This is a genomic window from Nonomuraea sp. NPDC051298 (assembly GCF_055586305.1).
Genome location: NZ_JBVJIM010000005.1, coordinates 464,708 through 478,581, shown reverse-complemented (window position 1 = coordinate 478,581; position 13,874 = coordinate 464,708). Strand labels below are relative to the sequence as shown.

The following is a 13,874-nucleotide window of genomic DNA, read 5'->3' as shown; positions in this document are numbered from 1 at the left end:
GACACGCCGGGCGTCATGCCTATTGGGCATGACGGGCGAACCTGGTCAAACGAGACCGCGTCCTCTCCGCGTGGGGCTTGTGCCCGTTCCACCTGCGGGGAGGGAATCCGTGCCTGGATGGCCGACCATCGATCGAGCCGACGATCAGGAGCTGGTCGAGGCTCTGCGTCGGGCGGACACCGATGCTCCCGCCAAGCTCTACGACTCCTACGGCGAACGGCTGCACGACTACGCCTTCTCCCTGGCGGCCTCCCTGCCGGGCGGCGGGGACGACAACGGGGACGTGGCCGCCGACTCCGTACACGACGCGCTGGTCACCGCCCAGGGCTGCGTGGACAGGCTCAAGGAGCCGCTGCGGCTGCGCGCCTGGCTGTACGCGCTGACCAGGTTCCAGGTACGCGCCCGCCTGTCCCGCCGCTCCGGCACCCCCGCGGGCGGCCTGCCGCTGCCCGACCTCGACACCTACGACGACCCCGAGCTGGCCGACCTCGTCCACGAGACGCTGGGCGAGCTGAGCAAGGGCGAGCGAGAGGTGCTGGAGCTGTCGCTGCGCCACCGCCTGACCCCCGCCGAGGTCGGCGCGGTGCTCGGGCTGACCTCCCGGCAGGCGGCGGCCAGGCTCGGCCGGGCCCGCGACCACCTGGAGAACGCAGCCGCGGCGGTGGTGCTGGCCAGGACCGGCCGGGCGCACTGCCCCGACCTGTCGGCGATGGTCGACTCCTGGGAGGGTCCGCTCACCCCGTTGCTGCGGCGGCGGTTGTCGGGGCACATCAGCGGGTGCGAGGTGTGCACCGAGGGGCGGCACCGGCAGGTCTCGGCCGGGCGGCTGCTGGACCTGGTGCCGGTGGCGTACCCGGGGATCTCGCTGCGCCGCCGGGTGATCGACACGTGCGTCAACCCCGAGCTGGACCAGACCCGCGTGCTGATCACCGATCGCGGCGACAGCTTCGACCGCAGCGGGTTCCCGGTGGCGGTCGAGCGCCGCTCGCGCCGTCGCCGTCCGCGCCGGCTGACGCCGTTGGTGCTGGCCGTCGCGTGCCTGCTGACCGCGACGGGCGCGATGGTCGTGCTCAACGGACGGGACGCCGCCAACACCACGACGCTGCGGCCGGTCACCTCCCCGACGCCGCCGGCCGAGGAGGAGAGCGCCACGCCGGAACAGGTGGTCGAGGAGGACGAGACCGACGCGGCCGACGAGACGGGCGAGACCGACGAGCCGACCACGTCCCCGAGCCCGAGCCGTACGCCGTCGGCCACGACCACGCCGAGCGCGCGACCCCGCGCCTCGCGCCCGCGGACCCGCCCCGCCACCGGGCGGAGCACCGCTCCCAAGCCCACCCGCAGCAGCGCCGCGCCCGGCGCCCGGTTCAGCGTCTCGTGCCCGCAGTCGGTCGACGGCCTGGGGAAGATCGGGCTGCGCGCCCGCAACGCGGCGGTCTCCTGGGTGGCGACGGCCTCGCAGGGGCTCGACGTCTATCCGGCGAGCGGTTCCGTCAAGGCCGGAGCCTCGTCGTTCGTCTGGGTGACGGTCGTCGACCCGAGCGGCTCGGGCAGCGGCCGGGTCTCGTTCACCTCGAACGGCGGCACCGCGTCCTGCTCGCTGACCTGGCACGCGGAGAGCCCGTCGGGGAACCCGACCGAGGAGCCGCGGCCCACCGAGGAGCCGGCCGCGACGCCCACTTCCGGGGTGGCCACGTCGTCCGCGCACGGGACGGAAACCGGTCCGCTGAGCTGAATCCAAGGTCAACTCCCAGTAGATCTACAGAATTGGCCGACAAGCGGGCATAAACCGGACTTCGACTCGAAAAACTCTGGCCCCATAGGGCATTCTGATGTGCTGGGGACTGCGGCAGAAACGGCGATCACTTGACCGTTCGTCGAAGGTCGCACGAGAATTTTTCCGTCTGCCGGTAAACCGGGGCGCTTCGTCAAGCGTCGGCATTGACGTGTCCGGGCTCCGATTGGTCCCATGAATTGCGGTCGATCGCGCTGTGAACCAGCGAGGAGCGGGAGAGGCAGGAATGCTCAAGCAGCACCGCAGAGCGCTGGCCTGGTTGATCGGGCTCGCCTGCATAGCGGGGGCGGTCGTCGCGCTGTTCGATATCGAAACTCCGCTGCGCCCGTTTTTGATCTCTTTGTTTCTTCTGGTCGTTCCTGGGGCGGCGGTGGTGGGACTGTTGCGTGATCGTGACCCCCTCGCCGCGCTGTCGGTGGGAGCCGCGGCGAGCCTCGTACTCAACGTGCTTCTCGCCGAGGCCATGCTGCTCTTCAACGCGTGGTCGCCCCGGGCCGGCGTGGCGACGGTCGCCGTGCTCGGCGGGTTCATGTACGTGCTCCGGGTCTTGTATCGGGGGAAGAGCATGCAGACCGAACAGGGGGCCAGGGCAAGGTGAACATCCAGGTAGTCCGGCCGGGAGAGCTGGAAGAGGCCGAGCGGGCCCGATGGCGGGAGTTGCAGCGGGCCGACCCGGGTCTGGACAACCCGTTCCTGTCGGTGGAATTCGCCGTGGCGATGGACCGCTTGCGCGACTACGTGAGGGTGGCGGTCATCTCCGACGCAAGCGGCATCGCGGGATTCTTCCCCTACGAACGGCACAGCTTCGGCATCGGCAAGCCGCTCGGTGGCTTCCTCACCACGTGCCACGGCCTGATCGCCTCCCCTGAGCTGCGGCTCGACGCGAAGGCGCTGCTGCGGGCCTGCCGGCTCAGCGTGTTCGACTTCGATCACCTGGTCGCGGGGCAGCCGACGTTCGCCCCGTACGAGAGCGACGTCCGGCCGGCGCCGGTCATGGACTTCACGGCGGGCTTCGGCGCCTGGCTCGAACAGATCAAGGCCAACTCGCCGAAGAACCTCAAGACCGTCCGCTACAAGGAGCGCAAGCTCGGGCGCGAGCAGGGCGGGCTGCGTTTCGAGTGGGCCTCGGCCGATCCAGGGGTGCTGCGCGTGCTGCTGGCCTGGAAATCGGATCAGTATCGGAGAACTGGCCGCGTGGACAGATTCGCGCAGCCGTGGATCGTGGAATTGACGGACATGATGCATGCCGAAAACTCATCGGACTTCGCGGGTGTCCTGACCATGCTTTATGCCGGTGACGTGCCAATCGCGGGGCATTTCGGCCTCCGTACGGCGACGACGCTTGTAGGGTGGTTCCCCGCTTATGACACCGAGTTCGGCCGCTATTCGCCGGGCATCGTGCACCATCTCCAGATGGCCGAGGCCGCCGCGAACGCGGGGCTGCACATGGTGGACATGGGCAAAGGCGGCAAAGAGTACAAGGACTGGCTCAAGAGCGGGGTCCTGTACGTCGCCGAAGGCCGCATCTCGCGTCCGTCCGCGGCGGCGGCGGTTCACTGGATGGGCCGAACTCCTTTCAACAAGGCCCGAACAATTGTCATGGATCGGCCGTCTCTCTATAGAGCGGCCGACCGTGTGCTCAAGGGCTTCGGTCGAGTGCGCACCTCGATGCAGCAGCAAGAGCCACCCAATGCGGTAAGTCAGGAACCAACGGGAGCACGTTAGACGCTCTCGGGCAATACCCCGCTCGGCATCAACACCCTCACACTCCACAGGACCCTTCAATGCTCGGTTCGCCGGTTTCGCCATTCCCACAGCACCCGGGGGTGGTGTCGCCCGGCGCGCGGAGCTGGGTCCCGGAAGGATCTCCCTGGCCATGAGTCCCGACACAAGCCAGCACAACGGCAAGGTTCACCCCTCACCCCTGCGGCCGATGCCGCCGCCGTCGCACTTCACCCCGATCACCCCGCACCTGGCCATCTCCCCGACGGTCAGCGTGGTCGTGCCGGCGATGAACGAGGCGGAGAACCTGCCGCACGTCTTCGCCACCATCCCGCAGTGGATCGACGAGATCGTGCTCGTCGACGGCAACTCCGTCGACGACACGGTGGCCGTCGCCAGGAGGCTGCGGCCCAGCCTCAAGGTGGTGACGCAGACGGGCAAGGGCAAGGGCGACGCCCTGGCCGCCGGATTCGCCGCGTGCACCAGCGACATCATCGTGATGATCGACGCTGACGGCTCCACCGACGGCCGCGAGATCGTCAACTTCGTGGGCGCGCTGGTGACGGGGGCCGACTTCGTCAAGGGCTCGCGCTACGCCGCCGGTGGCCGCAGCGACGACCTGACGCTCAACCGGCGTCTGGGCAACAAGATCCTCACCGGGATCGTCAACGTCATGTACCGCACCCAGTACACCGACCTGTGTTACGGCTACAACGCCTTCTGGGCCCGCCACCTCGACGCGCTCGCCCTTGACTGCGACGGCTTCGAGGTGGAGACGCTGATGAACGTACGCGCCGCCAGGGCGGGGCTGAAGGTGCACGAGGTGCCGAGCCACGAGCGCAACCGCATCCACGGCGAGAGCAACCTGCACGTCGTCCGCGACGGCCTGCGCGTGCTCAGGACCATCCTGAGGGAATGGCGTCGCCGGCCCGCTCCGCCGCAGCCCGAGCCCACCGCCACCCCCGCCGCTGACCGAGGCGTCGCATAACTCGCACAAGAGGGACCGTTGTGAACACGTCTGTCGTCATCTGCGTCTACACCGAAGAGCGGTGGGAGGACATCAGGCAGGCAGTCGCGTCGGTCGAGAACCAGACCCGCCCGGCACACGAGCTGATCCTGGTGGTCGACCACAACCCCGGCCTGCACCTCAAGCTCAAGCGCGAGTACCCGCGGGCCATCGTGGTGGAGAACACGCACGAGCAGGGGCTGTCCGGCGGCAAGAACACCGGCGTGGAAACGGCCGGCGGCGAGATCGTCGCGTTCCTCGACGACGACGCCGTGGCCGAGCCCGGATGGCTGGAGGCTTTGGAGGAGGGCTTCCAGGAATCCGGCGTGGTGGGCGTGGGGGGCCGTACCGACCCGCTGTGGGCGTCGGGCGGCCGGCCGCGGTGGTTCCCGTACGAGTTCGACTGGACGGTCGGCTGCTCCTACCGCGGCATGCCCGCGGTCAGGTCGCCGATCCGCAACGTCATGGGCGGCAACGCCGCCTTCCTGCGCGACGTCGTGTCCGAGGTGGGCGGTTTCCACAGCGGCATCGGGCGCAGCGTGCAAGGCCGCAGGTCGCGCCCGCTGGGGTGCGAGGAGACCGAGTTCTGCATCAGGCTGAGCCAGCGCAGGCCGGGCTCGGTCATGCTGTTCGAACCGCGCGCGGTGATCGGGCACAAGGTGTCCGGGCAGCGCGAGCGGTTCGCCTACTTCAGGTCGAGATGCTATGCGGAAGGGCTGTCGAAGGCCCTGGTCACGCAGGAGGTCGGCGCCCAGGACGGGCTGTCCAGCGAGCGGGCGCACGCGCTGAAGACGCTGCCGCTCGGCGCGCTCCGCGGGGTCGGCGAGGCCCTGCGGGGCGACCTGGGCGGGCTCGGCCGGGCCGCCGCCATCGTCGTCGGGCTGACCTGGACGAGCTGGGGTTACGTCGTCGGTTCCGTACGGTTGAAGGTGGCCCGGTCATGATCCGCGTACCGATCCTGATGTACCACTCGGTCACCGACCGGCCCAACGACGACACCAGGCCCCACTCTGTGCGGCCGTCCGACCTGGCCGAGCAGCTCGCCTACCTGTCGGAGAGCGGGTTCACCCCGCTCACGCTCGGCGACCTGGTGGCCTCGCTCAACCACAACTACGGCCGCTCCCTGCCCGACAAGCCGGTCGTGGTGACGTTCGACGACGGGTACGCCGACTTCCACAGCCAGGCGCTGCCGCTGCTCGAACGCTACGACTTCCCCGCCACGGTCTTCCTGACCAGCGGCTGGGTGTCCGACGCGGGCAAGGACGCCGCGGGCCGGCCGCTCGACGCGATGCTGTCGTGGGGCCAGGCCCGCGAGGCGGCCCGTACCGGCATCGAGATCGGCGGCCACAGCCACAGCCATCCCCAGCTCGACCAGCTCGGCACCGAGGACCTCCGGCAGGAGCTGCGCAGGAACAAGGGCCTGCTGGAGGAGAGGATCGGCTCCCCGGTCGCCACCATGGCCTACCCCTACGGGTACTCCAGCGCCCGCGTACGCCGCGAAGTGCGCAAGGCCGGATACTTCGCCGCCTGCGCCGTGAGCAACACGATCGCCGCCGACCGTCACGACCTGCTCGCCATCCCCCGGCTGACGGTCGGCAGGGGCACGACCATCAACATGTTCAGGCGCGCCGTCGAAGGCACCGCCGTACCCCTCATCTACCTGCGCGAACGCATCCTCACCAAGGGGTACGCGGTCGTGCGCAGGACGAGGTACGGGCTGCGGCGGGTGCGCGGCAATGTCTAGGGTCTGGGCGAAGGTCCGTACCGATCTGAACAACCCGCTTTTCCGCCAGGGTTACGCGCTCATGGCGAACACCGTCGTCACCGGCGTGCTCGGCATGGGCTACTGGCTGCTGGCCGCCCACTTCTACACCGAGGAGGAGTTCGGCCGCGGGCAGGCGGTGATCACGGCGATGCGGCTGTTCGCGTCGCTGACCGCGCTGGCGTTCGTGGGCGCCCTGGCCCGCTTCCTGCCGGTGGCGGGCCGGCGCACGCCCGACGTCATCCTGCGCGGCTACGGGCTGGCCGCCGCCACGGGCGGGGTCGCCGCGCTCGGCTTCCTGCTGACGCTGCCGATGTGGGGGCAGACGTACTCGGTGCTGGCCGGGTTCGGGCCGGGGCTGTTCTTCCTGGCGTCCGTGGTGGTGTGGGCCGTCTTCACGCTCCAGGACGTCGTGCTGACCGGGCTGCGCCAGGCCGCGTTCGTGCCGCTGAACAACCTCGTCTTCGGCCTGGTCAAGATGGGCCTGCTGGTGGCGCTGGCGGGAGCGCTGCCCGCGGGCGGGATCTTCGTCTCGTGGGTGATCCCGACCGCGCTGGCGCTGATCCCGGTCAACTGGCTGATCTTCGGCCTCGTCGTGCCCCGGCACGTCAGGCAGGCCGACCCCGCCCAGGAGCCGCCCAGGGTGCGCGAGATCGGCAGGTTCCTGGCCGGCGACTTCCCCGGGACGCTGTCGATCCTGGCGATCGTCTACCTGGTGCCCGTGGTGATCGCCACGCAGGTGGGCGAGGCCACGTTCGGACGCTTCTCGATGGCGCACACGCTGGCCAGCATGATCGAGCTGCTGGCGATGAACATGGCGGTGTCGCTGACCGTCGAGGGCTCCTTCGACCGTGCCAGGCTGGCCGAGAACTGCAGGCACGCGCTGCGGCGGGCGTTCGTCATCGTCACCCCGATCATCACGGTGGCGATCCTCGGGGCGCCGCTGATCCTGCGCGTCTTCGGCGCCCAGTTCGCCGAGGAGGGCACGCTGCTGCTGCGGCTGATGGCGCTGGCGGTGCTGCCGCGGGTGCTGATCGAGGTCTATCTGAGCGCGTTGCGGGCGCAGAGCAGGGCGCGGGCGCTGGCGGTCGTCCAGATCGGGCTGGCGGTGCTCGTCCTGATGTCGACCCTGGCGCTCTTTCCCGCCCTCGGGGTGAACGCGGTGGGGTACGGACTGCTTCTCAGCGAAGTACTCGTCGCACTTTTGATCCTTGGAAATCTCCGCAAAATTCTCAACTTCCACGAAACCCCTCAGTCGGCTGTCATCCAGGGGCCGGCCGGGGCTTCATGATGGTCAACGTGAGCCAACGGGACGGCAATGGCATGACAAAGGGGACCACCGATTCTTCGGACGTGCGTGCGGACGAGGAGGAGTCCGACACGCCCTTCGACCCGGACGCCACGGGGGTCATCCCGAAGCTGACGTTCGAGCCCGCGACCTCGCCCGCGGGTGAGGACGTGGACCCGGACGCGGACGAAGACGCGGATGAAAAGGCCGGATCGCCCGACGAGGACGACTATCCGGACACCGCCGCCACGAACCCCGCCCTGCGTCCCCAGCGGCCCACCGTGGCCCGGCCCGCGGCAGCCCACCCCGACGCCCAGCCCGACGCCCGTCCCGAGTCCCACCCCGACACCGCTGACACGAAGCCCGCCGCGACCCTCGCCAAGCCGGGGCCAAAGGCGCAGAGCCTCGCGAGCCTCGTGCAGCCCGCCCCGGCCGACGCCCCCCGGCCCCTGCCACGAGAGGCGGGCGGGGCCGAGCCCCGGGGCGGGGTGCGGGCGCGGCTGGGTGCGCTCGTCGCGAGCGCGCCCCAGTGGCTCCCCGTGCTCCTGGTCGTCGAGGGCCTGGTCATGTACGTCCTGGCCCTCAAGGTGCCCCCCGGGCCGCTGCGCGGCGTGGACCCGGCCGACGTGGACGGCCTCGGGCTGATCTCGGCGCTGCCCGCCACCGCGTTCGCCGCCATCCTGATCATGATCGTGTCGTTCTTCATCACGGTCACGCAGAGCACCGACCGCAAGTTCCTGCTGCTGTTCCAGATCGCCGCCATCACCTTCGCCCTGCACGGCGCGGGCGCGCTGGTGGCCGACGAGCCGCGCTTCCCGACCGCGTACATCCACGCCGGGTTCGTGGAGTTCATCGGCAGGACCGGCGAGAGCGCGATCAACATCGACGCCCGCATGGGCTGGCCGGGCTTCTTCGCGTTGTTCGCGTTCGTGACGAGGGCCGCGGGCATCACCGACCTGACGACGATCCTGCAGTGGACGCCGCTGCTGTCCAACCTGCTCTACCTGCTGCCGTTCGTGCTGATCCTGCGCCAGGTCGTGGCGACCACGCGGGCGCGGTGGTTCGCGGCTCTGCTGTTCGTGCTGGTGCAGTGGATCGGGCAGGACTACTTCTCGCCCCAGGGCTTCACCTTCGCCCTCTATCTGGCGTTCGTGGCGATCCTGCTGCGCTGGTTCGGACGGGTGGAGCCGCGGACGAAGCCGATCCCGGCCAAGGGCCTGCGCAGGCTGATCGGCAGGCTGGACGCGATGACGCCGGGCGAGCTGGCCAACACCGGCACGTTCCGTGCCGACAAGCTGCTCATGCTGGTCCTGCTGGTGGCGCTGTTCGTGGCGTCGGTGGCCTCGCACCAGATCACGCCGTTCATGATGCTCGGCGTGGTGACGGCGTTCCTGATCTTCAAGCGGACCACGCTGACCTGGGCGCTGCCGTTCTTCCTCGGGATGGTGGTGCTGGCCTGGATCAGCTACATGACGGTGGGCTTCTGGGCCAGCCAGATCGACACGATCTTCGGCAGCCTGGGCAACATCCTACAGAACCTCCGCACCAACACCGGTGACCGCATCGAGGGTGCCGATCCCGCGCACGCGCTGGTGCTGCAGTCCCGGCTGGGCATCCTCGCGGTGATCCTTTGCTGCGCGGCGACCGGGCTGTTCCGGCGGCTGCGGCGCGGCGTCTTCGACCGCTCGGCGCTGATCCTGCTGTGCGTGCCGGTGCTGGCGCTGGCGCTGCAGAGCTACGGCGGCGAGATCGGGCTGCGGATCTACATGTTCGCGCTGCCCGGGGCCTGCCTGCTGGCCGCGTACGCGTTCTTCCCCAACCTGCCGGCCGACAGCGCCGACGTGCGCGAGGAGACCGTGCCGCTGCGCGGGCGGAAGGTGCGCTTCAACCCCGAAGTGACGAAGAGGGTCTCGCTGGTGCTCGCCGCGTGCTTCGCGGTCCTGTTCGCGATGGCGTTCCTGCTGGCCAGGTACGGCAACGAGAAGTTCGAGCGGGTCACCAGCGGCGAGGTGGCCGCCCTGCACTACGTCTACGACCACGACGAGCCGAGCGCGCGGGTGCTCTACCTGGTGCCCAAGGAGGGCCCCGAGGTCACCCCGACGCTGCCGTGGGGTGAGCGCGACGTCGAGCGGGTGAGCTTCGGCACGCAGGCGCGGGTGTTCAAGGACCCGACGCGGATCGCGGAGGCCGTCCAGAAGCTCAAGGCGCAACCACGGAACTCGTACCTGCTGGTGAGCCGCGGCCAGGTGAGCTACCTGGAGCTGAACGAGGGCTTCCCCGCGGACTGGGGCGAGCGCTTCCGCGCGGCGCTCGACAAGTCGCCCGACCTCAAGCGGGTGTTCTCCAACGAGGACGCGGCGCTCTACACCTGGAAGAAGTTCGTCAGGGGCACCGAGATCCCCGAACCGAACCCCTACCAGGGCCGCGGCGACCCCACCTCCCCGTGGACTCCGGTGGGCATCGGGGCGCTGGGGGTGACGTGGGCCGCGTTCTTCGCGTACGAGATCATCCGCCTGAACGGCCCGAACCGGGCCCCGCGGGCCCGCAGACGCCTGCTGTTCCTGGCGATACCGGCGTTCACGGTGGCCCTGGTGGTGATCATCGAGCGATTCATCCACATCGCGCAAAACAGCTAAATCCCCCAGAAACACCGTCCGGGTGTCCGGCGCGGGCCGGGCGGACGTCCCCGAGCGGCCGAGCGCGCCCGCTCGGGGAGACCCCGTAGTACTCCAGGGGTAGGCCGCAGATCCACTCTCCGGTGGGACGCGGACGACACGGGGTGATTCGTACGTTCTGCGCATGCTCTCCCGCCTGCTCCGCCCCCTGCTGTCCGCGACCGCGGTCGCCGCCCTGGCCACCTCCGTGGCCGCGCCGCTGGCCGGCTCGGAGGTGCCCGCCCCCGTACCGGTCCGGCCGCCCGCCGGGCCGCCCGAGGCCCGGTACGCCGTCGCCCGGCAGAACCTCCTGGCCGCCGGGCGCACGGCCGCCGAACACGGCCACACGCGCCGCTCGGAGGCGCTGCGCGCGATGGCGGACCCCGCGCGGCGGTTCCTGTTCTTCGACGGGCGCGACGGGGGCCGGAGCGCGGAGGTGTTCGGCGACCTGACCGCCGCCGGGCGCGTCGCCGTACTCGTGCCCGGCACCGACACCAGCCTCGACAGGTACGGCCGGCTCCGCGCCGACGCGCTGGCCCTCCAGCGGGAGCTGGGCGACCGAGCCGCGGTGATCGCCTGGCTGGGCTACCGGACGCCCGGCACGCTCAGCACCGCCCTGCTCACCACGGACCGGGCCGACGAGGCCGCCCCCGCCCTCCAGGCCCTCGTACGGGAGCTGGGCCCCGCCCGGGTGTCCCTCCTGTGCCACTCGTACGGGGCCGTCGTGTGCGGCCGGGCCGCCCCCGGGCTGGGCGGCGTGGCGAACATCGTCCTGTACGGCGCGCCCGGCACCGGCAGCACCGCTCCCCTGCGTACGTCCGCCCCCGTCTGGGCCGCCCGCGCCACCGGCGACTGGATCGCCGCCGTGCCCCACGCGCAGTTCAGCCTGCCCTTCGGCACGCTGGGGCTCGGCCTCGACCCGATGTCGCCCGGGGCGGGGACCCGGGTCTTCCCGGCGGGCGGCGGCCGTCACAGCGACTACCTGCGGCCGGGCTCCCCGTCGCTGCACACCGTCGCCGGGATCGTGGCCGGGACCGTGACCGGCCGTGCGTGAGCGCATCGAGTCGGCCACGCCCGGCGCCAGGGACCGCGGGATCGACGGGCTGCGCGCGCTGGCCATCCTCGGCGTGGTGCTCGGTCACTGGCTGGTGACGGCGCTGGTGGCCGACAGCGGCACGGTTCACGGCGCCAGCCCGCTGCGGGCGTTCCCACAGCTCGCCCCGGTGTCGTGGCTGTTCCAGACGCTGGCGGTGTTCTTCCTGGCGGGAGGAATGGTGGCGGGCCGCAGCCGGTCAGTCGGCGGCGGCGGCGGTGGTGGCGGTGGCGGTGGCGGTGGCGGTGGCGGTGGCGGTGGCGGTGGCGGTGGCGGTGGCGGTGGCGGTGGCGGCGAGACGGTGGGCCGTGGCTGGGACGCGCGCGAGCCCTATGGGGTGTGGTTGCGGGGGCGGATGGCGCGGCTGTCCCGGCCGGTGGTCACCGTCGTCCTCGTGTGGACGGTGGTCGCGGGCGCGACGCTCGCCTCGGGGGTCGGCCTGGACACCGTGCGCACGCTGGCCAAGCTCGTGTGGTCGCCCCTGTGGTTCCTGGCGGTCCTCGCCGTGCTGACGGCGGCGACCCCGCTGGCCGCCCGACTGGCCCCGGCGTGGCCGGTGGCGGTCGTCGCGCTCGTCGACCTCGTCCGGTACGGCCTGGACGGCCCCTCCTGGCTCGGCTGGGTGAACGTCGTGGCCGGGTGGCTGGTGCCGTACTGTGTGGGTCTTTCCTGGGCCCGTGGGTTGCCCGGCAGGCGTACCGGGTGGGCGTTGCTGCTGGGCGGCGCCGCGGCCACGGCGGGGCTCGTGCTGTGGGCCGGTTACCCGGCGGCCATGGTGGGCGTGCCGGGGGCCGCGGTCTCCAACCTCGACCCGCCCACACTCGCCGCCGTCACCTTCGGCCTGGCCCAGTGCGGCGCGGCCCGGCTGCTGCTCGAGCCGCTGCGCCGGGCACTGCGGCGGCCCGCTGCGTGGGCCGCCGTGGCGGTGGCCAACCTCTCCGCGATCACGATCTTCCTCTGGCACCAGACCGCCATGATCGCCGTCACGGCCCTGGGCCTGCTCGCCGACCGTCCCCTGCCGGGCCTGCACACCACGCCGGACTCGGCCGCGTGGGTCCTGGCCCGGCTCGCCTGGCTGCCGGTGTTCGGCGCGGCCCTGGCGCTCTGCTGCACGGCCTTCCCGTCAGGACGCCCCACGACCGGGCGGGTCAGGCGCCGCCACGGCCCGACCACCTGATCTCGTACGGCCGCAGGGAGACCTGCCGCCCGTCCACGGTGGCAGTGACGTCACGGTCGGAGGTGTTGACCATCACGACCTGCCGCTCCTGCCCCAGCGCCCGCACCTTCGGATCGGACGACGGCACCGCCTGGACCCGCGCCCCCGACGGGAACCACCGGCTGAAGCCGCTCAGCAGCCCCGCCATCGGCATCTCGGCGCCGGCCTTGGGCGCCCACAGGCAGCCGGGGCACTCGCCCTCGTCCTTCGCCTGGGGGTTCCAGTACAGGGCGGTGGTCACCCCGCTCATGGCGAACTCCATCAGCGCCACCGCCTGCACGGCCGTCCGCCGGTCCTCGCTCCACTGGGAGTTCTCCGGCTCGACGTACCACTCGGCCCACCACACCGGCAGGTCGCCGCTCTGCTGGCGCACCCAGGTCGTGACCGCGCCGAACTTGGCCAGGGCGCCGAAGTCGTCGGGCACGTTGCCCTTGTCCTTGGTCATCGAGGCCCCGTCGATGACGATGAAGTCGGCGCCCTTCTTGTTGTCGATCCAGTAGCGCACGGCGTCGAGGGCCCGCTGGTCGACCGTCCCCCAGGGCCCGCTCAACTCCGACGGCCCTCCGCCGGAGTTGCTCTCCATCGACATGTACGGCCCGCCGACCTGGATGTCCTCGTTGACGTCCTTCAGCGCCGTGTAGACCTTGTTGTACAGCTCGGTGTAGCCCTCCGCGTCCCACCGGTTGGTGGTCGGGTCCCAGAAGCCCTTGAACTCGTTCCACACCATGTAGTGCTTGACCGTCGGGTACTGCCTGGCCACCCGCGCGGCGAGCTTGGCGTAGTCGTCGAAGTGCTCCTTCTCGGGCGCGACGGTGTGGTTCTTGCTCCAGTCGGTACGCCCGGCCGGCCCGCCCTTCATCCAGTCGGGCGCGCAGCACAGGGTGATCACCGGCACCGCCCGCGACGACGCCATCAACGTCAGCCGCCGGTCGAGATCGCGGAAGTTGTACTGCCCGGGGCTCGGCTCGGGGTTGCCCACGCCCCACCCCATGATGTGCTGGTTCTGCACCATCGGCACCCGGCCGAGGAGGCCCTTGGCCTGGTCGACGACGCCGTACGACTCGTTGTCCGCGCTGTACTGGGTGTGCGTGACGCCCCAGCGCGGCCAGTCCTCCAGGGCGGGCGGCGCGGCGAGCGCGGGCGCGGGCGTGGTGGCCACGGGCGTGGCCGGCTCGCTGCCCTGGAACGCGCCGCGTTCCCTGGTGCGGCCCGCGGCGTAGAACATGATGCCCGCCACCAGCACGACCGCGAGGATGCCCGCTCCCAGTGCGATCGGCCAGGGCGGTCGTCGGCGCGAGTGCCGGCCGTCGGTCGGAATCACTGAACGCTCCTCATCCT

At 71.0% G+C, this 13,874-nt stretch carries 11 protein-coding genes; 10 read left to right on the top strand and 1 reads right to left on the bottom strand.

Going from position 1 to position 13,874, the window contains the following annotated elements; translation table 11 throughout:
- Positions 1-109: 109 nt before the first annotated feature.
- From ACZ6S0_RS19240 to ACZ6S0_RS19195, 10 genes are all read left to right on the top strand, one after another.
- Positions 110-1,735: an RNA polymerase sigma factor gene (locus ACZ6S0_RS19240; RefSeq protein ID WP_465919123.1), complete on the top strand. Its 1,626-nt coding sequence runs from the start codon at positions 110-112 to the stop codon at positions 1,733-1,735.
- A 286-nt stretch (positions 1,736-2,021) separates the two neighbouring features.
- The gene (locus ACZ6S0_RS19235; protein WP_465919120.1) at positions 2,022-2,393 is read left to right on the top strand and encodes a hypothetical protein; all 372 of its coding nucleotides are present in this window, start codon (positions 2,022-2,024) and stop codon (positions 2,391-2,393) included.
- Positions 2,390-3,520 (top strand): GNAT family N-acetyltransferase, encoded by a 1,131-nt coding sequence (locus ACZ6S0_RS19230; protein ID WP_465919118.1) that lies wholly within the window; start codon positions 2,390-2,392, stop codon positions 3,518-3,520. Before ACZ6S0_RS19235 ends, ACZ6S0_RS19230 begins: the two co-directional genes overlap by 4 nt.
- 151 nt (positions 3,521-3,671) lie before the next feature.
- On the top strand, positions 3,672-4,505 hold the full coding sequence (locus ACZ6S0_RS19225) for a glycosyltransferase family 2 protein (RefSeq protein WP_465919114.1): 834 nt from the start codon (positions 3,672-3,674) through the stop codon (positions 4,503-4,505).
- 20 nt (positions 4,506-4,525) lie between these two features.
- Complete coding sequence (locus ACZ6S0_RS19220) at positions 4,526-5,467, top strand: glycosyltransferase family 2 protein (RefSeq protein WP_465919110.1); 942 nt, start codon at positions 4,526-4,528, stop codon at positions 5,465-5,467.
- Complete coding sequence (locus ACZ6S0_RS19215) at positions 5,464-6,267, top strand: polysaccharide deacetylase family protein (protein WP_465919106.1); 804 nt, start codon at positions 5,464-5,466, stop codon at positions 6,265-6,267. The genes ACZ6S0_RS19220 and ACZ6S0_RS19215 overlap by 4 nt, the downstream gene beginning before the upstream one ends.
- The gene (locus ACZ6S0_RS19210) at positions 6,260-7,576 is read left to right on the top strand and encodes a lipopolysaccharide biosynthesis protein (RefSeq protein ID WP_465919102.1); all 1,317 of its coding nucleotides are present in this window, start codon (positions 6,260-6,262) and stop codon (positions 7,574-7,576) included. The genes ACZ6S0_RS19215 and ACZ6S0_RS19210 overlap by 8 nt, the downstream gene beginning before the upstream one ends.
- A gap of 62 nt (positions 7,577-7,638) precedes the next feature.
- Complete coding sequence (locus ACZ6S0_RS19205) at positions 7,639-10,209, top strand: hypothetical protein (protein ID WP_465919097.1); 2,571 nt, start codon at positions 7,639-7,641, stop codon at positions 10,207-10,209.
- A gap of 163 nt (positions 10,210-10,372) precedes the next feature.
- Positions 10,373-11,281 carry an alpha/beta hydrolase gene (locus ACZ6S0_RS19200; RefSeq protein ID WP_465919095.1) on the top strand — a complete coding sequence of 303 codons (909 nt, stop codon included), beginning with the start codon at positions 10,373-10,375 and terminating at the stop codon, positions 11,279-11,281.
- Positions 11,274-12,497 carry an acyltransferase family protein gene (locus tag ACZ6S0_RS19195; protein WP_465919091.1) on the top strand — a complete coding sequence of 408 codons (1,224 nt, stop codon included), beginning with the start codon at positions 11,274-11,276 and terminating at the stop codon, positions 12,495-12,497. Before ACZ6S0_RS19200 ends, ACZ6S0_RS19195 begins: the two co-directional genes overlap by 8 nt.
- Here the strand turns inward: ACZ6S0_RS19195 and ACZ6S0_RS19190 are convergent.
- Positions 12,469-13,857, bottom strand: coding sequence for a GH39 family glycosyl hydrolase (locus tag ACZ6S0_RS19190; RefSeq protein WP_465919087.1), 1,389 nt, complete (start codon positions 13,855-13,857; stop codon positions 12,469-12,471). The two genes, ACZ6S0_RS19195 and ACZ6S0_RS19190, sit on opposite strands and share 29 nt — an antisense overlap.
- Positions 13,858-13,874 lie beyond the last annotated feature (17 nt).